This is a genomic window from Romboutsia sp. (assembly GCF_051659545.1).
Lineage (GTDB): Bacteria > Bacillota > Clostridia > Peptostreptococcales > Peptostreptococcaceae > JBOFOR01.
Window position 1 is genome coordinate 1 of the sequence record NZ_JBOFOR010000102.1, and the last position, 25,112, is coordinate 25,112.

Sequence of the window (25,112 nt, forward strand, 5' to 3'; positions counted from 1 at the left end):
GAACCTGTGACCCCCTGCTTGTAAGGCAGGTGCTCTCCCAGCTGAGCTATAATCCCTGGGAATTTGGTGACCCATAGGGGAATCGAACCCCTGTTACCGCCGTGAAAGGGCGGTGTCTTGACCGCTTGACCAATGGGCCTAAATGGTGATCCATCCGCGACTCGAACGCGGGACACCCTGATTAAAAGTCAGGTGCTCTACCGACTGAGCTAATGGATCATCTTTTGTTTTGTGCGTGTCTCTCACTCACAAAGACTATTATATTAGGGTATTACTTTTTCGTCAACACTTTTTCTACATTTTTTTTATTTTTTTTATGTTTTTAGTTATTTTATACTAAAAATGGGTAAATGTCATATATTTATATTATATATTTTACTTAATATGTGTTTTGTTTATATTTTCCTCAATTATAATTTTTTTAGTATATATTAAGTGGATATTATTTTTAATATAAAGATTCGCTTCACTTTAGCGACCTTTTAAAGAAACATTTCATATAGATAACACCTCTGGGAGTTGCTAAAAAAAATAGGGCTATCACACTAAAAAATAGTGTAACAGTCCCTTTATTTATATTAAGCAAATATATTTTTTCTTATTATAGTTTGAGCTCTATTAGGTCCTACTGAAACCATATCTACACTAACTCCAACTAATTCTTCTATTCTAGCTATATATTGTTTTGCATTTTCAGGAAGGTCTTCGTAATTTTCAACTTTAGTTAAATCTTCATTCCATCCATCTAATTCTTCATATACAGGTTCACATTTAGCTAAATCTTCTAATGATGCAGGGAAATCAGTTATTATCTTATCTCCCATTTTATATCCTGTACATATGTTAATTTTATCAAATCCACTTAGAACATCTAATAACATGAATGATATACTTGTTATACCATTCACTCTTGCTGCATATTTTACTATTACTGCATCAAACCATCCACATCTTCTAGCTCTTCCTGTTACGGTTCCGAATTCTCTACCTTGAACTCTTATTCTTTCTCCAATTTCATTATCTAATTCAGTAACAAATGGACCTTCTCCAACTCTAGTAGTGTACGCTTTAACTATACCTACAACATCTTTTATCATGTTTGGTCCAACACCGGCTCCTACAGAGAATCCACCTGATGTTGGATGAGATGATGTAACATATGGGTACGTTCCCAAATCTAAATCTAGTAATGTTCCTTGAGCACCTTCAAATAATACCTTTTTGCCAGCCTTTATAGCTTCGTACACTATAACAGATGTATCGGAAATATTTTTTCTTATTTGATCTGCATAACCTAAGTACTCATTATATATAGTTTCGAAGTCAAACATAGCTTCTTTTCCATATACACCTTGAACTAATTTATTTTTAGCATCTATTTGTAATTTTAATTTTTTAGCAAATATATCTTTATCCATTAAGTCACATATTCTTATTCCCGATCTTTCAGTCTTATCCATATAACAAGGTCCAATACCTTTTTTAGTTGTACCTATTTTGTTATCTCCTCTAGCTTCTTCAGCTAGTGCATCTAATTCTTTATGATAAGGAAACACAATGTGCGCTCTATCACTTACTTTTATGTTTGTAGTATCTATGTTTTCTTTATTTAAAGTTTCTATTTCTTCTAAAAATCCTTTTGGATCAAATACTACACCATTTCCTATTACGTTTATAGTTTGGGCATTTAGAACTCCTGATGGTATAAGACGTAATGCAAACTTTTTACCTTCTATAACTATTGTATGTCCTGCATTATTTCCGCCTTGTCCTCTTACTACTACATCTGCTTGTGTAGCAAGGTAATCTATAACTTTACCTTTGCCTTCATCTCCCCATTGAGATCCTACTATCGCTACTGTTTTCATATAATTCACCTCTATTATAGATATTCGAACACTTTACCAATATATTCTATCAAATATTCGATACATTTTCAAACTTTTTTAACTATTTTATAATTTTAATATGTATTTCATTAATTTTATAATTATTTCACCTCTAGTTCTATTTTTACATTTTTATAGTTATTTTATTATAAATTATTAAATATTTTATAGTTATTCACAAAAAAAGCAAGCTACACGCTTGCTTTTTTATTTATTCACATTTATCAACATATGTTCTGTGGATAATGTGGATAGTTTTTCATTTATACTGTAATTTATCTATCTTTATATATATATATATCCACACATTTCAATTATACAAAACTATGTTCTGTGGATACTTGTTAATTCTACATATCTCTTGACTTATCTGCAAATTTTTGAACTTCTCCAAGCCAAACTAATTCTACTGCTCCAGTTTCTCCATGTCTATTTTTAGCGATAATTACTTCTCCTATATTCTTCTTCTCTGAATCTGGATGATAGTACTCATCTCTATATAAAAACATAACTATATCAGCATCCTGTTCTATTGCTCCTGATTCTCTTAAGTCCGATAACATCGGTCTATGATCGGCTCTTTGCTCTGGAGCACGAGACAACTGTGAAAGAGCTACAACTGGACAATTCAATTCTTTTGCTATTATTTTTAAAGATCTAGATATCTTAGAAATTTCTTGCTGTCTACTTTCATTATTACCTTCACCTTCCATAAGTTGAAGATAATCTATTAGGATTAAATCTAAGCCTTGTTCAATCTTTAATTTTCTACATTTTGATCTTAATTCAGATATTTTTATACCTGGAGTATCATCTATATGTATTTTAGAATTAGATAAAACAGCCATTGCGTCTATTATTCTAGGCCAGTCATTTTCTTTTAATTTTCCAGTTTTTATCTTTTTTAATTCTACATTGGATTGCGAGGACAGCATACGCTGAACTAACTGCTCTTTAGACATTTCCAGACTAAATACAGCTACAGAAGCATTTCCTTTTAATGCTGCATTTTGTACAAGATTCAAAGAAAATGCAGTTTTACCCATAGCTGGACGTGCTGCTATTAATAGTAAGTCTGTCCTTTGGAAACCATTCAACTTCTTATTTAAGTCTCTAAAACCAGTTGTTATACCTGTCATTTCTTCTTTACTATTATATAGATGCTCTATCATATCATAGGTATCCATTAATACTAAATTTATAGGTTTAAAATCATCACTAGCTTTTTCTTGAGATATATCAAATATTTTCTTTTCAGCCTTTTCTAAAACATCCTCTATCTTAGAAGCACCATTATAGCCTAAATTTATTATATCGTTAGAAGCCTTTATTAGCTTCCTAAGCACAGATTTCTCTTTTACTATATTTGCATAGTATTTTACATTTGATGTTGTAGGAACTATGGTTGAAAGGCTTGTTATATAGCTTATTCCCCCTACATCATCTAAGTGTCCTTGTTTTCTTAACTCATCTGTCAAAGTTATTAAGTCTATTGGCTCATTCTTATTACTAAGTTTTATCATACACTCATATATGATTTTATGTGCTTCCTTATAAAAGTCATCTGGTCTTATAATTTCACTGACTGTTATCATAGCATCTTTATCAAGTAATACAGATCCTAGAATAGATTGTTCCGACTCCACACTATGTGGAGGAATTCTAGTTATGTCCTCCATTATTCATCACCTCGAGTGCACTTTTTATCTATTGTTTTTCTTTAACATCAACTCTTATTTTTGTAGTTACTTTTTGGTGTATTTTTATGTCTACAAATCTAGACCCTAATACTCTTATTGGTTCATCTAATGATATTTTTCTTTTATCTACTTCTACTCCATGCTGTTTCTTTAATTGTTCTGCTATGTCTTTTGAAGTTATTGAACCAAATAGTCTTCCACCATCTCCTGATTTTGAATATATAACTACATTCATTTCTTCCATTTTTTTTCCTAATTCTACAGCAGCTTCATATTCTTTCTGTGCTTTTATTTCTTGAGATTTACTTTTTTCGCTTAATTCTTTCATTGCTGTATTATCAGCTAAAACAGCTAATTTTTTAGATAGTAAGAAATTTCTTGCATATCCATCACTTACTTCTTTTACTTCGCCTTTTTTTCCTGTTCCTTTTACATCTTTTAATAATATAACTTTCATCTAGTCTTCCTCCTTTAAGTATTCCTCTATTATATCTTTTACTTTGGTATAAGCGTCTTTTAATGTAGTATCCTTAAATTGAGCACCTGCTATATCTCTGTGCCCACCTCCACCTAATTTTTCCATAAGTAAATGTACATTTATATTTCCTAGTGACCTTGCACTTACAAATACCTTACCTTCTTTTTCACCTAATACAAAGGATGCATCGACATCTTTTATATTTAATAGTTCATCTGATGCTTGAGCTACAACTATATTTATATTATCTGTTTCTGTAGTAGTATAAGCTATACATATGTTTCCATTAATAATATTAGCACTTTGTATTATTTCTGCTTTAGTTATAAAATCTTTTATATCTGAGTTAAATAATTTTTTAACTTCAATAGTATCTGCCCCTACCTTCTTTAGATAAGATGCAGCTTCAAATGTTCTTACACCTGTTTTGAATGCAAAATTCTTAGTATCTAAACTTATTCCTGCTAAAAGTCCTTCAGCTGTAAGTTTATTTATTTTTACATCATTCTCCATGTATTGAACTAGCTCTGTGACCATTTCACAAGTAGAAGATACATATGTTTCATGGAATAAAAGTACAGTATCATTTATAAACTCTACTCCTCTTCTATGATGGTCTATTACAACTATTTTATCTGATTCACTTAACAATTGTTCACACTCAGTAAAATTAGGTCTATGAGTATCCACTACAACTACTAAAGTATTTTTGCTACAATTTTTTATTGCTTCATCTCTATCTATAAATAAATCATCATAATACTCTGATTTATTTAGTTTTTTTATGAATTCTTCTATGGATTCATTTACTTGTTGTAGTACTATATTAGCTGTTTTGTTACAAGACTTACATATATCATATATTCCTACAGCAGCTCCCATTGCGTCCATATCAGGGTATTTATGTCCCATTATATACACATGGTCACTTTCTAATATAACTTCTCTTAACGCATGACCTATTAGTCGAGATTTAACCTTAGTAGTTTTTTCTACTGCCTTAGATTTCCCTCCATAAAATGCAAATTTATCTTTAGTTTTTACAACGGCTTGATCCCCACCTCTACCTAAAGCTAGGTCTAAGGCTCCAGTTGCAAATTTTAAATTTTCATTTATTGTATCTCCATCTATTCCAATCCCAATACTTATAGTTATTGGCAGGTTATTTCCGTAGTCAATTTGTCTTATCCTATCTAGAATAGAAAATTTATCTGCTTCTAACTTTTTTAATTCCTTTTTATTTATAACAAGAAAGAATTTATCTTTCGAGGTTCTCTTTAAAGCACCCTGCGAAGTTGTTTCTAATGCTGATAATATTTTTTCTATTTCTACATTTATCAAAGGTCTTTTATCTTCTACTGTGCTCTTTAATACTTCATCATACCCATCTATTTGTATTACCATGATGGAGTTTTGCTTTTCTTCATACTCTTTTTTCAAATTTAAATATTCTGTTTTATCTAACCAGTATAACATCATCAGATATTTGGCATTTTTCTCTTGATCATTTTTTATAACATTATAAACTATAGTATACTCTCTATCTTTATAGTTTATTTCTGTATACATTTCTTTATTTTCATTTAACACTTTTCTAAGATTCAAATTTTTTACAATATCATCAATATTTATACCTAATAAATCTGGTGTATCTACCATATCATTAAATTTATTATTGTACCATGATATACGCCCATCAAATCCCAATATACATAGGGGTATTGGTAAATTCATTATAGCTTTTTTTGTAGTTTCATCTATATCTAAAGATAGATTTTGAATATAATTGTTCCATTCTTTTCTTCTAATGCTGGTAGTTCTCCAATTATGAATTACTATATATACAAAAGAAAAGAAAAATAAACAACCTATATAAATGTTATAAAAAAGCAAAAAAACACTAGCTATTCCTACAATAATTATATATAAATTTGTCTCTGGTATATTCATTTTAAAGGTCAGTTTATTCCTCATTTTTATCCTCCTAAGTGGATTTATAGCTTCTTATCTTTCTAAAGTCCATTATACTGTCTAACATTCCAACAAAAGCAATTCCTGTAAACCCAAATATACATAAAATGAATACCGACATAAATATCATTTTAATTGTTCCTTCTTTCATCCACTTTTTAAAATAATAAATACCCAGTGATATTCCTTGAATCATGAACATAAAGTTAAATACTAATTGCAAATTAAGCATAATTAAATCAGTATGTAATTTTACATTCATTGCATCCATTAACATAACAAGTAAATAAAATACAAAGGATACCATTATAGCATTTCCCGGTAAATAAAATTCTTCAAATTTAGGTATTTGTAAGTTTAATCTTCTCACTCGTCTTAAAATAAACGCTTCTAGATAGTATATTATGAAAGATATAATCATCCCCTGTAATAATAAAATCGTAGGAAGTATGTTTCTAATATAATCTACTAAGTCATCTGCTTTTAGTCCCTCACCTAGGTCCAGTCCTGATTTTGTTATAATATCTAATTGCACAGCCATAATATCTTTTGCAGCCTTTGTAAACTCATTTAATATATTTGTTCCAAAAACAACATTAGCTATAAAGAAAAATACAATCATTGATGCTACAACTATAATTGTACCCATATATATAGGCTCAAATTTATTTGCATACTCTTCATTCATCTGATGTTTAACTATACTACCTATAACAATCCCCGGAATAACACTCATTATGCATATACTTACTGAATATATTGGATTTACACCAAACATAAGTATAAAAAATGTTACAACTAGGGATAACACATAATACTTTCTATCTGCCAAAGTTCCTATTATGGCATAGGGTACTGGTATAGCTAAGCTTACAATTCCTAACATAGGTACATACACACTTATTAAAGCTAGTAATATACCCAATGTAGCAATTAATGATGCATGAGGTAGTCTTACTTTGTTATCCAATTTAGAATCACTCCCTATTATCTATGTGTTTTTTCAAGTTTGAAAAATCTCCATACCAATTTTCCACACTATGATTCTCGTCTATTCCTATTTTTATCTTTTCTTTTATCTTATAATCTATTTCGTTAAAATTTATTCCTAATCTTTTTCCTAAAAGGTAACTTATCATTATTATATTAGCTAAAGTATCTTGAAGAGCTTGATCAACTGGTTTAACACCTTTAAAAATTAAATCAAATACATCACCTACACTTAGTATAAGCTCTTTCTTCATCCATTCTATTATTTTAACATTTTTAGTTATATCAGAACTTTTATCTAATCTCACGATTCCCCCCCCTTAATATATAAACATTATATCATAAATTGCTCTATATTTAAGCAGATAAACAAAAAAACGAGCCATAAGGCTCGTCCTTTTCTTAGTCTAATGTATATGGTAAAATCGCTATATTTCTAGCTCTCTTTATTGCAACTGTTAATTCTCTTTGATGCTTAGCACAAGTTCCAGAGATTCTTCTTGGTAATATCTTACCTCTTTCAGTTACGTACTTTGTTAATCTTTGAGTGTTTTTGTAGTCTATTCTAGAATCTTTAGAAGCACAGAATTGACAAACTCTCTTTTTCTTACGTCTCTTTTTGTTTATCATAGTAATTTCCCTCCTTTTTAGAATGGTATATCATCATCATCTATAGCTTGGAATCCTTGAGGATCTAATCCTGTAGGCTCAAAACTTGGTTCGAAATTCGGTTCGAAACCACTTTGATGATTTTCTTTATATGAACTCTCAGATTTATTCCTACTATCTAAGAACTGTACTCTGTTTGCGTTAACTCTAGTAGCTCTTCTAGTTTCTCCAGCTTGGTTTTGATAGCTATCGATTCTTATAGAACCTTGTATAGCAACTAAACTTCCTTTACCTATATAGTTTGCGCAATTCTCTGCAGACTTACCCCAAACTTGTATATCTATAAAATCAGTTTCTCTCTTTCCATCTTTACCTGAAAATTCTCTGTCAACAGCTATTGCAAAATTAGCAACAGGAGTTCCACTTCCCGCGATGTATCTTAACTCAGGGTCCCTAGTTAATCTTCCAACTAATACTACATGGTTCATAATAGCACCGCCTTTTACACAATAAAACTAGTTATTAAGCAACAACTATCATATGTCTTATTACGTTTTCATTTATCTTTAAGTTTCTGTCTAATTCTTTAGGTACTTCAACACCAGCTTTAAAGTTGATTAATACGTAGTGACCTTCATTGAACTTAGCTATTGGATAAGCTAATTTTCTAGTTCCCCATACGTCAACTTTAACAACTTCACCTTCAGTAGCAACTACTTCCTTAACTTTGTTAAGTATAGCTTCTCTTGCTTCTTCATCAGCATTTGGCTTTACTACGAAAACTAATTCATAATTTCTCATTATTTTTCACCTCCCTTTGGACTTAACGGCTCTAATTAATAGAGCAGAGAAATGAGATTAAAATCTCATACTTACACATTTTATCATTACTCCATATAAATGTCAATTTGATTTTATATTACATTTTTTAGTATTACATTTTTTTAAAAATTTAATACGTATATATTAAATTACATTTGTTAATAATACAATTATATAGCCCCCATAACTTAAATATATTTCATCCCAATCTCCCATAAAAAAGAGTGGCAATTTAGCCACTCTTTTTTATGTGTTAATTTATATTATAAAGATTCTGCTTCTACTTCCATGTGTTTTCTTAATACTACCCCTAATCTCTTTATTCCTTCTACTATTTTTTCATCTGGCATAGTTGAGTAGTTAAGTCTAAAGTTATTTTCTTTTCCTCCATTAGGGAAGAATGACCCACCTGGAACATATGCAACATTACTTGCTATACATTCTTCCATTATAACTTTTGAATTTAAATGACTTGGTAGTTCTACCCATGTAAATAATCCACCTTCTGGATATGTGTATTCTAATCCTTCTGGCAATTCTTCTTTCATTGTCTTAAGCATTAAATCTCTACGTCTTGTATATACTGCTTTTATTTTATCAACATGCTCATCTAAATCATATATATCCATAAATTTACTTATCTCTCTTTGAGATATAGTTGATGCCTGTAAATCTGCGCCTTGCTTTACAAATATGTATTTACTTAAAATTTCTTCTGGTGCACAAACCCAACCTATTCTATATCCAGGACAGAAAATCTTAGAAAAACTTCCTAAAAATACTACTAGTCCCTTTTTATCCATAGATTTCAAAGACGGAAGATTTTCACCTTCAAATCTTAACTCTCCATATGGATTATCTTCTATTACTGGTATCTCGTATTTGTTTATTATTTCCATGAACTTATTACGTCTTTCTAACGGCCATGTTCTTCCTGTAGGATTTTGGAAGTCTGGTATTACATAAATCATCTTTATTCTATCTGTAGTTTTGATTATATTCTCTAGTTCCTCCATAATCATACCTTGATTGTCTGTAGGAACTTCAACAAATTTAGGTTGATATGCTTTAAATGCATTTATAGCTCCTAAATATGAAGGACTTTCACATAATACTACATCATCTTCATCTAAGAACACTTTCCCCGAAAAGTCTAACCCCTGTTGAGAACCATTTGTTATTAAAATGCTATCTTTGTCTATATTCGTTTTATTTTTACTATTCATTCTATCTGCTATATGCTCTCTTAATGGAGGAAATCCTTCTGTAGTAGTATACTGTAATGCAGCAGTTCCTGACTCTTCTAAAACTAATGTTGATATTTTTTTCATTTCTTCTACTGGAAAAAGTTCTGGTGCTGGTAATCCCCCCGCAAAAGATATAATTTCTGGTTTTTCTGTAAGTTTTAATAACTCTCTTATTTCAGAGCCTTTTAACCCTTCCATTCTTCTTGCAAACGTTATAGCCATAATTAATTATCCCCCTTATTTTTACTTCCCTTATTATTAATTATAGCAAATCACAATTGAGTTTTTTGGTTTTTTTTGTCATTATCTAAATATTTATAAACTATTTATCGACAATTTTCTTTATTCTTTTCTCTAATGTCTCTCTATCTAACATTATTAACCTAGAACACTTAACGCATTTTATTTTCATATCCATTCCTACTCTAGTTATTTCAAATTGTTTACATCCACATGCATGTTGTTTTTTTAGTTCAACTATGTCTCCTATCTTTATATCCATAGGCATAATTAGTCCCTCCCTAACCAATATTTTTTACATCTTTTTTACCATCTGATAATTTACTTATACAGTATATACCTTTGTATTCTATGCTATTATCTTTTAAAACCTTATTTACGTTATCTAAATCTTTATGTAAGAATCTAATAGATATTCCGCAACTAGCGGTTATCTCTCTAGGAGTAGGTAACGTAGTAGCCTTTATGTTAATCTCTTCAAATAACTTGTCTGACCTTATTGCTTGATGTGTTGAGTTAAATGACACTATATACATTTCATTCATTTGTTCATCCTCTTTCTTTTAGTTGATTATCAAAGTAAGGCTACATAAACTTATGTAGCCTTTATATTTTCATTATATAGATATAGTTTGTGATGAATTTTTCATTATATCTACTATAGAATACATATTAGTAATACTACCTACTTGAAGATTATCATTTAGGTTATAATAATCTAAACATGTTCCACATGATAAAATTTGAGTTCCATCCTCTTCAAGTATTTTTAAGTTTTCTATAGTTGCTTTATTTTCGGCACTTAGCTTCACACCAGAATTAACCAAAACTATGTATTTGGGATATGGTCTAGCTTCTGTTAAGGTATATATATATCCTTTTATAAGAACCTCTCCTAATTCATCATTTCCTTTTCCCATTTTATCAGAAGATATAAATATACACTTATCTTCTAATTCATGTTGTTGTTCTATTATAGCATTTTTTCCCTTTGTTATCTCTACTACAATTAAATCTTTTTCCTCTTTCAAAATTTTAAACTCATAATTTAAAGAATTAACTAATTTTATTATATTTTGCTTAGCTATATCATTGTCAAGCGTTACCACAACTGTACCTTCATCTATTTTTTCCAGTTCTTTTTTTGTATTTATAACAGGTTTAGGACATCCCAAACCTCTTGCATCTACTTCTATATGCATAACTTATTTCAACTCCTTATATATTGTTGTAATTTATTTTATCATATATGTAACTTACTTAATTATAGATTATTTCTATATTTCTATAGATTATGTTAATTCCGTATAACAATTTTATACAGTTTTTACTCTTAAGTAACTTACCTACAGTTTTCCATGTGATATAAATAAAAAGATTCCTTATAATATTATCAAGGAATCTTTTTATTTATATTATTTCTAAGTTTTTATACATGAATACTCCCTTTTGGTAGAATTCAAGCTCTTTTTCTTTTGAAATAGTTGAATATAGTTGCCCTAAGTCTATGTATAAGTTTGCTAATACTTTATGATTTCCTAAATCTGATATTATACTTATACACTTAGATAAGTATTCTATTGCCATATTATTTTCATTTTGTATTTTATACATATCTGAATAAAACTTTAAAACCTTATACTCATTAAATTTATTTTTATTTTTTATTGCCGATGACAAAGCTATTTTGCAATATTTTTTTGCTTTATCATATTCTTTACTATCTATATAAGCTTCTATTATTTTAAACAAGCCTTTCATCATATGTTCGTCTTCATCATTCTTTTTTATATCGTATACTTTATGCGAATACTCTAATACTTTTTCAGTATTACCCATATTTCTATATATATCAGATATAGTTAAATATACATTTGCTACATCTGTTTTATTATCTTCTTTATCTAATACTTCTAAAGTTCTTTTGAAACATTCTTTCGCTTCTTCATATTTACCTAGATTTAAAAGGTTGTTTCCTCTTAGCATCATCATATCTAGATCTTCTTTTATGTTATTTTTAGTGTCTATTGTATTTATTTTTTCTATATATTCTAATGATTTATTGGGATTATCTAGTTTTATATGACAATAAGCCAATTTACTGTATAAGTCTTTGTATACATCCATATCTTCTATATGACTTTGATTTAAAACTTCTTCTGAAAAATCAAAATGACTTATAGCTCCTTTATAAAATTCATCTTTCATATATATTTTTCCAATATTTAAATAACATCTAAATATATTTTCATCATCACTATTTTTAATAAAGAAGTATAATGCTTTTTCATAATTTATTACAGCTTCATTATATTTTTCTTTTTTTAGATTTACTTCAGCTAATAAAAAATTACATTTTCCATGATTATCTAATAGTTTATAATCCTTGCATATATCTAAAATTTCATTTATCTGTACTTCTGCTTTTTCTAATTCATCACATCTAATGAACACTTCACTTTGAAGTATTAAGTTATCAGTTATTTTTCTAGACTGCATTTCTTTGGTTTCTAGTAAATAATCTATGCTGACGTCTAATTTATGAGCTAAATAGTCTAATAATTCATGACTAGTATGTGATTTATCTCTTTCTATATGACTTATTTGAGCAGCTGTTATTCTATTTCCTGCAAGTTCTTTTAATGTCATATCTTTTTCTTTTCTTAGCTTTTTTATTTTCTCTCCTAAACTCAAAATATCCATATTACTTCCCCCCTGAAAGCATTTTCTTATAATATGATTATAACTTATATTTATTTTAAAAACACTAAATATTTTCAAAGTATTTCAATTTATTTTTAAATTTTATAAATTTATACATTAAATTAATCCTTTTTATGTCTTTTATTGTCTATTTCTTGCCAATTTTTAAATCTTGTTTGAATTTACAAATAAATTATAAATTTTATAATTACAAAAATAGGATAGCTAGTAACACTACTATCTATCCTATTACTTATAAAATTATTAAATATTATTGTCTGCTATATCCTTTAGTGCTTTTATAGCTAAATCTATTTCTTCTTTTGTATTGAAATAGCCTAAACTAAATCTAACAGCTCCTTGCTCTAAAGTTCCTAATGTTTTATGAGCTAAAGGAGAACAGTGTATTCCTGATCTAGTAGCTATATCATATTCACTATCTAATAAAAATGTTATTTCTCCTGAATCCATACCTCCTATATTTATAGATATTACAGCCGCTCTTTTTTTGCTATCTTTTGGACCGTATATTACTATATTAGGTATTTCTTCTAATTTATCTAGCATATATTGACACAATTCTTCTTCGTGTATTCTTATATTATCTATTCCTTTTTCAAATATAAACTTTACACCTTCATTTAAACCTACTATACCTGATGTATTATGAGTTCCTGATTCATATTTATCTGGAACTAAATCTGGTTGAAATAAATCTTCTGATTTACTACCTGTTCCACCTTCTTTTAATACATCGATTGCTAGCCCTTCTCTAATATATAAAATACCCGTTCCTTGTGGTCCCAACAAACACTTATGCCCAGGTGAGGCTATCATATCTACATTTATTTCTTTTGTGTCTATGTTATAAACACCTGCTGTTTGAGATGCATCTACTAAGTATAATATATTATTTTCTTTTGCCACTTGCCCTACTGATTTTATATCTATTAGTGTTCCACAAACATTAGAAGCATGCGTAGTGACAATTAACTTTGTATTTGATTTTATGGCTTTTTTTATATCTTCAACATTTAAAAATCCTTCTTTATTACATTGAACAATAGTATTTTCAATACCTTTATTTTCTAATGCTTTTATAGGTCTTATAACAGAGTTATGTTCCATACTTGTAGTTATTATATGGTCTCCTTTTTTTACAACACCCTTGATTGCTAAATTCAACGAGTCAGTAGCATTATTTGTAAACACTATATTCATAGGATTATCTATATTAAATAGTTTTGCTACATTTTCTCTTGCATCATATATTCCTCTTGCAGCTTTCATAGCTAATTTATGTCCTGCTCTACCTGGATTTGCACAATAATTTTTCATACAATCCATAATTGCCTCATATACTTTTTCTGGCTTTGGATATGTTGTAGCTGCATTGTCTAAGTAAATCATATCCTATTTCCTTTCTTTTTATTAATTTTCTTCAAGAATCATAGATACTATATTATTTAAATCATCATCATTATAATATTCTATTTCTATTTTTCCTTTTTTCTTGCCTTTAGTTATACTTACTTTAGTTCCAAATACATTTCTTAATCTTTCTTCTACGTCTACAATAAATATATCTTTTATTTTTTCTTTTTTTGGTATTTCTTCTATCTTTTCTTCGCATATTTTTTTGGCTAATCTTTCAACTTCTCTAACTGATAATTCTTCTTCTATTGCTTTGTTTGCTAATTGTAATTGTAATTCTAAGTTTGTAACCCTAAGTATTGCTTTACCGTGTCCTGCTGTTAAAATTCCCTCATCTATCATTTCTATTATCTTTTCATTAAGATTTAGTAGTCTTAAAGTATTTGTTATATGTGGTCTACTTTTCCCTACAGCTTCAGAAATTTCTTCTTGAGTAACATGGTAATTTTGTATTAAACTTTTATATGCAATAGCTTCTTCTATTGGATTTAAATCTTCTCTTTGTAGGTTCTCTATAAGAGCTATTTCCATTATTTCTTTCATTGGAATATCTCTTACAACTACTGGAATTTTATCTTTATTTGCTAATTTAGAAGCTCTGTATCTTCTTTCTCCTGCAATTATCATGTATTTACCTTTTTCATCTGGTTTAACTACTATAGGTTGTAATACACCATAATTTTTTATTGATTCGCTCAATATTTGTATCTTTGCTTCATCAAATGTTCTTCTTGGTTGTTCTTCATTCGGATATACTTTATTTAAGTCTATGTTCATTATTTCTTTTTCATCTATTTCATTTGCTGTATCTGGTATTAATGCACTAAGTCCTTTACCTAACCTATTAGTCCTTTTTGGCACTTTTTTCTCCATGTTATATTATATCCTCCTCTAAATCTATAAATTCTTCTGCTAACTCCATGTATGCTAAAGCACCTTTGCATCTAGAATCATAATAAATTGCTGGTTTTCCATGACTAGGTGCTTCTGCTAATCTTACATTACGAGGTATCAAAGTTGTGTAAACACTACCCTTAAAGTATTTCTTTACTTCTTCCACAACTTGAATTGATAGATTAGCTCTTCCATCAAACATACTCAAAACAACTCCTTGTATGTTTAATTTAGGGTTTAATCTAGATTGTACTAATTTTATAGTTCCCATAAGTTGACTAACACCTTCTAATGCATAATACTCACATTGTATAGGTATCAATACACTATCAACAGCTGTTAAACAGTTGATTGTTAGCATTCCTAACGAAGGAGGACAATCTATAAATATATAGTCGTATTTTTCTCTTACTTTATCTATTGCTTTTTTCAATATGTATTCTCTATCTGCCATAGAAGTTAACTCTATCTCAGCTCCTGATAATTCTGTTGCAGATGAAACTATGTCTATATTTTCAAATTCTGTATTTAATATTGAATTCTCAATATCCTCATTATCTAAAATCACTTCATATATTGTACTTTCTACACCACTTTTATCTACTCCATATCCACTTGTTGTATTTCCTTGGGGGTCTAAGTCTAATACTAACACTTTCTTTCCCATTTTCCCTAAGCTTGCAGTTAAATTTACATTAGTTGTAGTTTTCCCTACTCCGCCTTTTTGATTGAATACAGCTATCACTTTACTCATCTCGTTCTCCCCCTGTCTCTTTCAAAAAAAGATTACTGCTTTGCAGTAACCTTTTTATTTTTTAGGAATTCTCACGACAACTTCCATATAATCGCCCTTATCTATTTCATTATATTTTGCTTCAATTCCCGTACCTATTATGGCATCAAAGGCTTGTTTGATAGTATTTAGATATATTCTTATACCCATAGTACCTTTTATATTTCCTTTTTTCTCTATTTCCTGAGGTGATTCTAATTCTTCTAGTATGTCATTTATTAGTTTTTCTGTTTTCTTTACAGTTAGCTCATTTTTTATTACTTTCTCTAGGACTTCTTTAATTAAATCTTCACTTGGCAATTTAAGAAAAGCTCTAGCATGTCTTTCTGTTAAATTATTTTCTACCAATTTAATCTTAATTTCATTAGAAAGTCTTAATATCCTTAATTTATTTGCTATAGTTGACTGGTTTTTTCCCAATTTTTCAGCTAATTGTTGCTGTGTAAAATCATGTTCTTTTATTAAATTTTCATACCCCATAGCCTCTTCTATAAAATTCAAGTCTTCTCTTTGCAAGTTTTCTAATAAAGCTAATACTGCTGATGATTCATCTGACATATTATTTATAATAGCCGGAATAGTTCCAAGCTCCGCCATTTTAGCTGCTCTGAACCTTCTCTCTCCTGCAACTAATTCATATTTTCCTTCTTTTTCTCTAACTGTTATAGGTTGAAGTATACCATAAGCCTTTATAGAATTACTTAACTCTTGTAGTGCCGCATGTGAAAAAACTCTTCTTGGCTGATATGGATTTGGAACTATATTTTCTATAGGTATCTCCATCACTCTTTTTTCTTCCATAACATCCCTCTCTTATTTAGTTATAAATATATTTGAATTTCATAAACTCTTTACAAATTAATACTTGATTAGATATATATGAGTATACTATTTCTTCATATTATTCATATAATCCTTCTATTTTGTTTTATTTTTAGAGTATTTTATCTATTTTTTAATATTAATTAACATTATCATAAATATTTTCAAATTATTTTATCGGATTTTTTGTTGGTTTCCCTGCTTTTCTTGGATATTTATCAGGAGTACTTTTCATCTTTTTAAATACTAGTATGTTGTGTTTCAAGTCAGACTCTGGCAATTCTACATCTATTTTTTCAATAAATTCTAGCCCTAGCACTTCCATTGCTGCTTTTGATTCTTCTAATTCTAGATTAGCATTAGGTCCTTTTAAGCACACAAAATATCCTCCAACTTTTACAAAAGGTACGCAAAATTCTATTAAAACAGGTAACCCTGCTACTGCTCTTGCCGTTGCAACATCATATTGTTCTCTATATTCCTCATCTTTTCCAAAATCCTCTGCTCTACCGTGAATAAACTTTATATCATCTATGTCTAAGTTATTACTAACTTCTTGTAAGAAGTTTATTCTTTTGTTTAAAGAGTCTAAAAGCGTTAATTGTATATTATTTAAACAAATTCTTAAAGGTAGTCCAGGGAATCCTGCACCAGTTCCAACGTCTATTATAGATATACCATCTCTTATGTAGCCATTTGTTGTTGAGGAAATAGAATCTAAGAAGTGTTTTATATACACTTCTTTTTCATCTTCTATTCCAGTAAGATTCATTTTTTGATTCCAATCTACTAATATTTCCCTGTAAATTTTAAAATCTTCAAGCATTTTGTCGTTTGTATCTATGCCTAAGTCTTCAAGACCCTTTTTTAACATTTCTCTATTGTCCATCTTGACCTCCTTTAGTTCTTCTCATTTGTTCTAAGTATATAAGAAGTACCGATATATCTGCAGGAGAAACCCCAGATATACGAGATGCTTGTCCTATAGATATTGGCCTTATTTCATCTAGTTTTTGTCTAGCTTCTATTCTTAATCCATCTATCGATAAGTAATCCATGTCATTTGAAAGTTTTTTATTTTCAAGTTTTTTGAATTGATCTATTTGTTTTAATTGCTTATCTATATATCCTTCATATTTTGTCATTATCACACATTGTTCTTTTACTTCATCAGATACATCTTCTCCAGCACCTTTACCTATAGCTTCTATCAAACTATAATCAATTTCTGGACGTTTTAAAAATTCATATAATGAAAAACCTACTTTTATTTCTGATGCTCCCATTTCATTTAAAAGATGATTTACTTCATTTGGAGTAGCTCTTTGCGTTTTAAGTCTCTCTATTTCTTTAGCTACTGCTTCTTTTTTATTTAAGAATTTTTGATATCTGTCTTCTTTAACTAAACCTATATCATATCCTCTTTGAGTAAGTCTCATATCTGCATTATCTTGTCTTAGATATAATCTGTATTCAGATCTAGATGTCATCATTCTATATGGTTCATTAGTACCTTTAGTAGCTAAATCATCTATTAAAACACCTATATAAGCTTCAGATCTATCAAGTACAAAAGGTTCTTTTCCTTGTACCTTAAGTGCAGCATTTATACCTGCTATAAGTCCTTGAGCTGCGGCTTCTTCATATCCTGATGTCCCATTAAATTGCCCTGCACTAAATAAATTTTCAATACCTTTTATTTCAAGGTTTATTTTTAATTGAGTAGGGTCTATACAATCATATTCAATTGCATAAGCTGGTCTCATTATTTTCGCATTCTCAAGACCTGCTACACTTTTATACATAGCTAATTGAACTTCATAAGGTAAACTAGTTGATATCCCTTGGATATACATTTCTTTAGTATTTAAACCTTCTGGCTCTACAAATATTTGGTGCGATTCTTTATCATTAAATCTAACTACCTTATCCTCTATGGATGGACAATATCTAGCTCCTGTACTTTGAGCTCTTCCGCTATGCATTGCAGTTCTAGTTATATTGTTCATTATTATTTCATGTGTTTTAGCATTTGTTCTTGTTAGATAACACGGCTCTTGATTTATATTTAAGTTTTCAGTTAAGAATGAGAATGGTGTTATTTTTTCATCACCTTCTTGAATAGACATAACTGAAAAATCTATACTATCTCTATGGATTCTAGCAGGAGTACCCGTCTTAAATCTTCTCAAATTTAATCCAAGATTAACTAACCCATCTGTTAAATGTTTTGAGTATGCTAAAGCATTTGGTCCTTCATTAAAAGTAGCTTCTCCTATGAATATTTTAGAATTTAAGTAAACACCAGTAGCTAATATAACAGCCTTAGCTTCATATTCACACCCTAATTTTGTTACAACACCAGTAACAACCTGACCTTCATGTAATATATCTACTACTTCATCCATAACTACATCTAAGTTAGACTCATCCTCTAAAGTGCTTTTCATTTCTGTATGATATTTAAACTTATCTGCTTGCCCTCTTAAAGAGTGAACAGCAGGTCCTTTAGCTGTATTTAACATTCTACTTTGTATAAGTGTCTTATCTGCATTTATACCCATTTGTCCACCTAATGCATCAATTTCTTTTACTAATTGACCTTTACCAGTACCACCAATAGATGGATTACATGGCATTAATCCGATGGAATCTAGAGACATAGTAACTATTAATGTCTTTTGACCCATTCTAGCCGCGGCTAAAGCTGCTTCACATCCTGCATGCCCTGCTCCAACTACAATAACATCATATTTTCCTGCTTTAAAATTTATCATTTTTACATCCTTTCTATTCAAATCTTAATGTTTCACGAAAAACATATAGTCGTTCTACACTAAAAAAAACTTATTTTCCTATACAGAAGTTGCTGAATATAGTATCTAATAAATCTTCTTTTACTGTATCTCCATTTATATAACCTAGATAATCCCATATATTTTTAAAGTCTACTTCTATAAAATCATAAGGAAGATTTTCATCAATAGCTTTAATTGCATCATTTATAGATTCGTACGCTTTTAATAATGCATCTTTATGTCTCGAATTAGTAATTACTAGGTTAGATGTACTTTTTACGCTTCCCTTATAAACCATATCCTCTATTCTATTGTGTAATTCTTCTATTCCTTCATTTTGTAACGCTGATATTTTAATTATACTATTTTTGTCAACATATTGATTTAGCTTATCTTCTTCTATTTGATACTCTAAATCACTTTTATTTAATAAAACTATAGTTTTCTTATTTTCTAGACTTTCAAGAATATCAATATCTTCCTTTGAAAGCTTATTAGATGCATCAAGTACCATAATAACTAAATCTGCACTACTAAAAGATTCTCTAGATTTTTCTACACCTATTTTTTCTACTATATCTTCCGTTTCTCTTATTCCTGCTGTATCGACTATTTTCAAAGGAATTCCTTTAATATTTATAAATTCTTCTATTACATCTCTAGTTGTACCAGCTATATCTGTAACTATCGCTCTATTTTCTCCTAATATAGAGTTTAATAACGATGATTTACCTACATTAGGTTTTCCTACTATAACTGTCTTTAATCCATCTCTAAGGATTTTTCCACTTTCTGCTGTATCATATAATTTTTTAATTTCTGTTCTAAGTAATTCCGCTCTCTCGCTAAGAGCTTGGTATGTTATTTCTTCTACATCTTCTTCCGAAAAATCTATAGCTACTTCTAAATGAGCTAAAACTTCCGTTACTTTCATTCTTAATTCTTTAATTTTGTTAGATAAAGAACCTTCTAATTGATTTTGAGCTACTTCATGTGCCATATCTGTTTTTGCTTTTATTACATCAATTATAGCTTCTGCTTGAGATAAGTCTATTCTTCCATTTAAAAATGCTCTTTTTGTAAATTCTCCAACTTCTGCTAATCTTACATCTTTAGACAATATAAGTTCTAATATTTTCTTTACAGAAATAAATCCTCCATGACAATTTATTTCTATAACATCCTCCGCTGTGTAAGAGTTAGGACCTTTCATATACGCTAACAATACCTCATCTATAGTATTTTCACCATCTACTATATTTCCATATATTAACGTTCTTGTTTTGTATTCTCTTATAAGTTTTCCAGACTTCGACTTAAACACTTTCTCTGCAACTTCAAGAGCTTTCTCTCCACTAATTCTTATTATACCTATTCCACCTTCACCAGGTGCTGTTGCAATTGCTGCTACTGTATCATCTATAAACAAATTTATCACCTCTTAGTAATATATTATTTTGATCCTATTAACTATATTTAATTGTTTCCTTAATCTTAACATTATATAAAATAAATGACAAAAATAAAACCCCCTATTATCTAGGAGGTTAAATTTTATCTTTTATACTCTATTACTAATCTTCTATAAGGGTCAGTTCCTTCACTATATGTATTTACGTACTCGTCATTTTGAAGAGATGAATGTATAATTCTTCTTTCGTAAGGATTCATATAGTCTAATTTTTTTGTTTTCTTAGTTCTAGTTACTTCTTTAGCAACTTTTCTTGCATATCTAATTAAAGATTCTTCTCTTTTAGATCTATAGTTTTCTATATCCACAAGTACTCTCATATGAGAATCTTTATTTATTTTATTAAGAGCAAGACCCGTTAAAAACTGAATTGAATCTAACGTTTCTCCTCTTCTGCCTATTAAAGATCCTGCATCTTTTCCTACTATGTCTACTTTAATTAGATTGTTTTCTTGAGTAATATTAACTGTTGCATCTACATTAGCATTTTTAAGTAGAGTTTCTACAAATTCTTTAGCTATATCACTTTCTTTTTCTACAACATAAAATCTGTATAATCCTTCTTTAGAGCCTAAAAACCCCAAGAATCCTTTAGATGGTTTTTCAACAACTTCAATTTCAATATCTTCTTTTTTTACGTTAAATTCAATTAATGCTCTTTTTACAGCCTCTTCTTGAGTTTTACTTCTTAGTTCTAGGCTTCTTCTCATCTATTACTTCCTCCTTAGAATTAGCCAGTTTAGCTTTTAAAGGATTCATTACTAAGTAGTGTTGTGCTATAGAGAATAAGTTACCTGCAGTCCAATATAGTGTAAGACCTGCTGGGAACATGAATCCCCAATATAGCATCATCGCAGACATTACATATGTCATAATCTTCATAGAACCTTGTTGTTGGTCTTTTGGCATCATTATCATTTGCATTCCAAATGTACTTACCCCTGATATTATAGCTAATATATAATCTGGCTTAGTTAAATTCTGTACCCATAAAAATACCATATCTGCATTAGCAAAAGCAGCTTGGTCAGCAAAAACTCCCCATTTTACTGGATCTCTTAATACATTATATAATCCAAATAATATTGGCATTTGTATTAATAATGGCAAACATCCTGCTAATGGATTTATTTTAGCTTCTTTATATAAATTCATTATCTCTTGCTGTTGTTTTTCTGGTTTAGTTTTATACTTGTCTTGTATTTCTTTTAATTTCGGTTGTATATCTTGCATAGCTTTCGTCGATTTTGTTTGCTTTATTGTAAGTGGTAGTAGTAACACCTTAACAAAAATTGTAAATAAAATTATAGAAAGACCATAGTTTTGAACAAGTTCAACTATAAATTTAAGTACGCTACCTAATATATCACTGATAAAATTCAATTTATATACCTCCCAGTATCATCTTTATTTTAAAGGATCATATCCTCCTGGATGAAAAGGATGACATTTTAAAATTCTTCTCACCGTCAAATACATTCCTTTTATTAATCCATATTTCTTAAATGCTTCAATTGAATATTGTGAACATGTAGGATAAAATCTACAGGTAGGTCCCTTTAAAGGAGATATAAATTTTTGGTAAAATCTTACTAAGTAGATACATATCTTCGATAAATACCTATTCATTTCCTTTAATTTAACCATTATTTTTTTCAACTCAAAGACCTCCATCTTAAAGCTTTTAATCGTCGTCCTGATTAATACCCGCTTTTTTAACTAAGTGTCTTATAGATTTTTCAATATCCTTATAATTAATTTCTTTGCTAGAAACTCTTGCTATAAAAATTATATCGTATCCATCTTTAACGTTTTCATCAATATTTAATCTATATGCTTCTTTTATTCTTCTTCTTATTTTATTTCTTATTATAGCATTTCCTACTTTTTTAGAAACAGAAATGCCTACTCTACTAGAGTCTGATTTATTTTCTAGTATATACATTACTAAATATTTATTTGCAAAAGATTTGCCGTGTTTATATACTTTTCTAAAATCAGAGTCTTTTTTTAAACCTTTTGTATTGTTAAAGTCCATCTTAACCCTCCATAAACACAGCCTAAATTATACTTTCCTACACAAAAAGGCCACTTTCGCAGCGGCCTTTTTTAATTATTAGTGAGTTAATCTATTTCTTCCTTTAGCTCTTCTTCTTCTTAACACGTTTCTTCCGTTAGACGTTTTCATTCTTTTTCTGAAACCATGTTCTTTCTTTCTTTGCCTTTTCTTTGGCTGATAAGTTCTTTTCATTTATTACACCGCCTTTCAGTTGTTTTTCCGTTTATAAAAATAATAACTTTACCCTCAAAGTAAACATAACACATACAATTATAAATGCTTTTATACTAGTTGTCAACGTGTTTTTAGACTATGAAGATAACAAAATTACTTACATTAATATTAATATATAATAACATATTTACATTCTAATATTAATGACAATTTTTTTCCAAATATGACTGCGAATTTTTATATATAAAAAGTATATTTTTTTAAATGTGTATTATTTTATCAACATGTGGCCATTATTGTGGATAAATTGTTTACAAAACATTGAAGTTTGCCTTTTATTCTGATATTATTAATATACTTGTTGATAGTGTTAATAATTTTTATTAACTTATTAAATTTATACACAAGCTGTGGATATAAATGTGTATAACTTATAATCATTACGATAATACTTTAGTTATAAAGTAATTTTATTATATCTTGATACTATTTATAACTTTATATACATATTGTTTATATCTTTATATTTTCAATAGACAATTTTCATAGTTAATTTTTTATCCACAAGATTATCCATAAATTTTAAACTTATATAAAATTTATAGATTTTTAGGATTTATGTTAATAACTTTGTGGAAAATGTTAATTATTCTGTACGGAGGTTTATATTATGGATATAGTTTCTTTATGGGACAAAACAATTCAATTAATAAAAGGAGAGTTATCTCCACCTAGTTTTAATGCTTTTTTTAAGCAAATAGTACCTTTAAAATTCTATATGAGTGAATTAATACTATTAGTACCAAATGAATTTACTAAAAGTATTTTAGAGGATAGATACTTAAATCTAATAGAAAGCTCAATAAATCAACTATCACTAAAAAAATACAAAGTAAAATTTGTTTTAAGTGAAAAAGAAGTTGAGGATTTAGGCGAGGAAAGTCGATCTTCTCTTACAAAGAAGAACTATCCTAACTTAAACCCTAAATATACCTTTGATACTTTTGTCATAGGTAATAGTAATCGATTTGCTCATGCAGCATGTGTAGCAGTTGCTGAATCTCCAGCTAAAGCGTATAATCCTCTATTTTTATATGGTGGCGTTGGACTTGGTAAAACACACTTAATGCATGCTATAGGTCATCATATTATGACACAAAAAAAAGATCCAAAAGTTGTTTACGTTTCATCAGAAAAATTTACAAATGAACTTATAAACTCTATAAAAGATGATAGAAATGAAGAATTTAGAAATAAATACAGAAATGTAGACATATTATTAATAGATGACATTCAATTTATAGCAGGAAAAGAAAGAACTCAAGAAGAATTTTTCCATACTTTCAATTCACTACATGAAGCAAATAAGCAAATAATAATTTCTAGTGATAGACCTCCAAAAGAGATTCCTACATTAGAAGACAGATTAAGATCTAGATTTGAAATGGGACTTATAACAGATATTCAAGCTCCTGACTTTGAAACTAGAATAGCTATACTTAGAAAAAAAGCTCAAATGGAAAACATTGAAGTTCCAAATGAAGTTATGAGTTACATTGCTAAAAATATAAAATCAAACATAAGAGAACTAGAAGGAGCTCTTACAAGAGTAGTTGCCTATTCTTCTCTTACTAACCGTGTAATATCTTTTGATCTTGCTATGGAAGCTTTAAAAGATATTATAACTACTTCAAAAAACGAAGAAATTACCATAAATAGAATAAAAGAAAAAGTATCTTCTGTATATAACTTAAAAATGGAAGATTTCAGTTCTAAAAAAAGAACAAGACAAATAGCTTATCCAAGACAAATAGCGATGTATTTGTCTCGAGAACTTACTGATTTTTCTCTTCCTAAGATAGGAGAAGAATTTGGTGGTCGAGATCATACTACAGTTATTCATGCCCACGATAAGATAGTTAAAGAAATAGAAACAAATGAAGAAATTAAGATTAAAATAGACAAAATAATCTCAGATTTAAAGGGATAATTAATAAACAATTGTCTGTGGATATGCT

At 29.0% G+C, this 25,112-nt stretch carries 27 protein-coding genes and 2 tRNA genes; 1 reads left to right on the forward strand and 28 read right to left on the reverse strand.

All coding sequences use genetic code 11. From position 1 onward, the window contains the following. Window positions 1-64: 64 nt before the first annotated feature. The 28 genes from ACRC03_RS06075 to rpmH all read right to left on the reverse strand — a co-directional run bounded on the left by ACRC03_RS06075 (window position 65) and on the right by rpmH (window position 23,112). A tRNA-Glu gene (locus tag ACRC03_RS06075) sits at window positions 65-139 on the reverse strand. A gap of 4 nt (window positions 140-143) precedes the next feature. Next, window positions 144-219, reverse strand: a tRNA-Lys gene (locus ACRC03_RS06080). A gap of 359 nt (window positions 220-578) precedes the next feature. Further along, window positions 579-1,868 (reverse strand): adenylosuccinate synthase, encoded by a 1,290-nt coding sequence (locus ACRC03_RS06085; protein WP_438651664.1) that lies wholly within the window; start codon window positions 1,866-1,868, stop codon window positions 579-581. Between the two features lie 371 nt (window positions 1,869-2,239). Continuing rightward, window positions 2,240-3,568, reverse strand: a complete 1,329-nt coding sequence (gene dnaB / locus ACRC03_RS06090) for a replicative DNA helicase (RefSeq protein WP_438651665.1) — start codon at window positions 3,566-3,568, stop codon at window positions 2,240-2,242. Between the two features lie 28 nt (window positions 3,569-3,596). Continuing rightward, complete coding sequence (rplI, locus tag ACRC03_RS06095; protein ID WP_438651666.1) at window positions 3,597-4,046, reverse strand: 50S ribosomal protein L9; 450 nt, start codon at window positions 4,044-4,046, stop codon at window positions 3,597-3,599. Then, window positions 4,047-6,041, reverse strand: a complete 1,995-nt coding sequence (locus ACRC03_RS06100; protein ID WP_438651667.1) for a DHH family phosphoesterase — start codon at window positions 6,039-6,041, stop codon at window positions 4,047-4,049. A 10-nt stretch (window positions 6,042-6,051) separates the two neighbouring features. Further along, entirely contained in the window at window positions 6,052-7,008 is a 957-nt protein-coding gene (locus tag ACRC03_RS06105) for a DUF2232 domain-containing protein (RefSeq protein ID WP_438651668.1), read from the reverse strand. A 7-nt stretch (window positions 7,009-7,015) separates the two neighbouring features. Continuing rightward, the gene (locus tag ACRC03_RS06110) at window positions 7,016-7,336 is read right to left on the reverse strand and encodes a MazG-like family protein (protein ID WP_438651669.1); all 321 of its coding nucleotides are present in this window, start codon (window positions 7,334-7,336) and stop codon (window positions 7,016-7,018) included. A 94-nt stretch (window positions 7,337-7,430) separates the two neighbouring features. Beyond that, a complete protein-coding gene (gene rpsR / locus ACRC03_RS06115; protein ID WP_438648498.1) occupies window positions 7,431-7,658 on the reverse strand; it encodes a 30S ribosomal protein S18 in 228 nt (75 codons plus the stop codon). A gap of 17 nt (window positions 7,659-7,675) precedes the next feature. Next, window positions 7,676-8,125: a single-stranded DNA-binding protein gene (locus tag ACRC03_RS06120; RefSeq protein ID WP_438651670.1), complete on the reverse strand. Its 450-nt coding sequence runs from the start codon at window positions 8,123-8,125 to the stop codon at window positions 7,676-7,678. A gap of 34 nt (window positions 8,126-8,159) precedes the next feature. Continuing rightward, complete coding sequence (rpsF, locus tag ACRC03_RS06125; protein WP_438651671.1) at window positions 8,160-8,438, reverse strand: 30S ribosomal protein S6; 279 nt, start codon at window positions 8,436-8,438, stop codon at window positions 8,160-8,162. A 284-nt stretch (window positions 8,439-8,722) separates the two neighbouring features. Then, window positions 8,723-9,928: a PLP-dependent aminotransferase family protein gene (locus ACRC03_RS06130; RefSeq protein ID WP_438651672.1), complete on the reverse strand. Its 1,206-nt coding sequence runs from the start codon at window positions 9,926-9,928 to the stop codon at window positions 8,723-8,725. A 100-nt stretch (window positions 9,929-10,028) separates the two neighbouring features. Beyond that, window positions 10,029-10,214, reverse strand: coding sequence for a DUF951 domain-containing protein (locus ACRC03_RS06135; protein ID WP_438651673.1), 186 nt, complete (start codon window positions 10,212-10,214; stop codon window positions 10,029-10,031). A gap of 13 nt (window positions 10,215-10,227) precedes the next feature. After that, window positions 10,228-10,491, reverse strand: a complete 264-nt coding sequence (locus ACRC03_RS06140) for a DUF3343 domain-containing protein (protein ID WP_438651674.1) — start codon at window positions 10,489-10,491, stop codon at window positions 10,228-10,230. Window positions 10,492-10,563: 72 nt separating this feature from the next. Beyond that, the gene (gene yedF, locus ACRC03_RS06145; protein ID WP_438651675.1) at window positions 10,564-11,148 is read right to left on the reverse strand and encodes a sulfurtransferase-like selenium metabolism protein YedF; all 585 of its coding nucleotides are present in this window, start codon (window positions 11,146-11,148) and stop codon (window positions 10,564-10,566) included. A 208-nt stretch (window positions 11,149-11,356) separates the two neighbouring features. After that, on the reverse strand, window positions 11,357-12,649 hold the full coding sequence (locus ACRC03_RS06150; protein WP_438651676.1) for a helix-turn-helix domain-containing protein: 1,293 nt from the start codon (window positions 12,647-12,649) through the stop codon (window positions 11,357-11,359). 264 nt (window positions 12,650-12,913) lie between these two features. Further along, window positions 12,914-14,059: an aminotransferase class V-fold PLP-dependent enzyme gene (locus ACRC03_RS06155; RefSeq protein WP_438651677.1), complete on the reverse strand. Its 1,146-nt coding sequence runs from the start codon at window positions 14,057-14,059 to the stop codon at window positions 12,914-12,916. 21 nt (window positions 14,060-14,080) lie between these two features. After that, entirely contained in the window at window positions 14,081-14,956 is an 876-nt protein-coding gene (locus tag ACRC03_RS06160) for a ParB/RepB/Spo0J family partition protein (RefSeq protein WP_438651678.1), read from the reverse strand. A 1-nt stretch (window position 14,957) separates the two neighbouring features. Further along, the gene (locus ACRC03_RS06165; protein ID WP_438651679.1) at window positions 14,958-15,731 is read right to left on the reverse strand and encodes a ParA family protein; all 774 of its coding nucleotides are present in this window, start codon (window positions 15,729-15,731) and stop codon (window positions 14,958-14,960) included. A gap of 54 nt (window positions 15,732-15,785) precedes the next feature. Further along, entirely contained in the window at window positions 15,786-16,571 is a 786-nt protein-coding gene (noc, locus tag ACRC03_RS06170; protein WP_438651680.1) for a nucleoid occlusion protein, read from the reverse strand. Window positions 16,572-16,761: 190 nt separating this feature from the next. Further along, window positions 16,762-17,481, reverse strand: coding sequence for a 16S rRNA (guanine(527)-N(7))-methyltransferase RsmG (gene rsmG / locus ACRC03_RS06175; protein ID WP_438651681.1), 720 nt, complete (start codon window positions 17,479-17,481; stop codon window positions 16,762-16,764). Continuing rightward, window positions 17,471-19,369 (reverse strand): tRNA uridine-5-carboxymethylaminomethyl(34) synthesis enzyme MnmG, encoded by a 1,899-nt coding sequence (gene mnmG, locus ACRC03_RS06180; RefSeq protein WP_438651682.1) that lies wholly within the window; start codon window positions 19,367-19,369, stop codon window positions 17,471-17,473. Before mnmG ends, rsmG begins: the two co-directional genes overlap by 11 nt. Before the next feature lie 70 nt (window positions 19,370-19,439). Next, entirely contained in the window at window positions 19,440-20,819 is a 1,380-nt protein-coding gene (gene mnmE / locus ACRC03_RS06185) for a tRNA uridine-5-carboxymethylaminomethyl(34) synthesis GTPase MnmE (RefSeq protein WP_438651683.1), read from the reverse strand. 125 nt (window positions 20,820-20,944) lie between these two features. Continuing rightward, window positions 20,945-21,571 (reverse strand): RNA-binding cell elongation regulator Jag/EloR, encoded by a 627-nt coding sequence (jag, locus tag ACRC03_RS06190; protein WP_438651684.1) that lies wholly within the window; start codon window positions 21,569-21,571, stop codon window positions 20,945-20,947. Continuing rightward, complete coding sequence (locus ACRC03_RS06195; protein ID WP_438651685.1) at window positions 21,543-22,244, reverse strand: YidC/Oxa1 family membrane protein insertase; 702 nt, start codon at window positions 22,242-22,244, stop codon at window positions 21,543-21,545. The genes jag and ACRC03_RS06195 overlap by 29 nt, the downstream gene beginning before the upstream one ends. A gap of 24 nt (window positions 22,245-22,268) precedes the next feature. Then, complete coding sequence (gene yidD / locus ACRC03_RS06200) at window positions 22,269-22,490, reverse strand: membrane protein insertion efficiency factor YidD (protein WP_438651698.1); 222 nt, start codon at window positions 22,488-22,490, stop codon at window positions 22,269-22,271. 55 nt (window positions 22,491-22,545) lie between these two features. Then, on the reverse strand, window positions 22,546-22,899 hold the full coding sequence (rnpA, locus tag ACRC03_RS06205; protein ID WP_438651686.1) for a ribonuclease P protein component: 354 nt from the start codon (window positions 22,897-22,899) through the stop codon (window positions 22,546-22,548). 78 nt (window positions 22,900-22,977) lie between these two features. Further along, window positions 22,978-23,112, reverse strand: a complete 135-nt coding sequence (gene rpmH / locus ACRC03_RS06210) for a 50S ribosomal protein L34 (RefSeq protein ID WP_042277507.1) — start codon at window positions 23,110-23,112, stop codon at window positions 22,978-22,980. Window positions 23,113-23,764: 652 nt separating this feature from the next. Here rpmH and dnaA point away from each other — a divergent pair. Then, on the forward strand, window positions 23,765-25,084 hold the full coding sequence (gene dnaA / locus ACRC03_RS06215; protein WP_438651687.1) for a chromosomal replication initiator protein DnaA: 1,320 nt from the start codon (window positions 23,765-23,767) through the stop codon (window positions 25,082-25,084). Window positions 25,085-25,112: the final 28 nt, after the last annotated feature.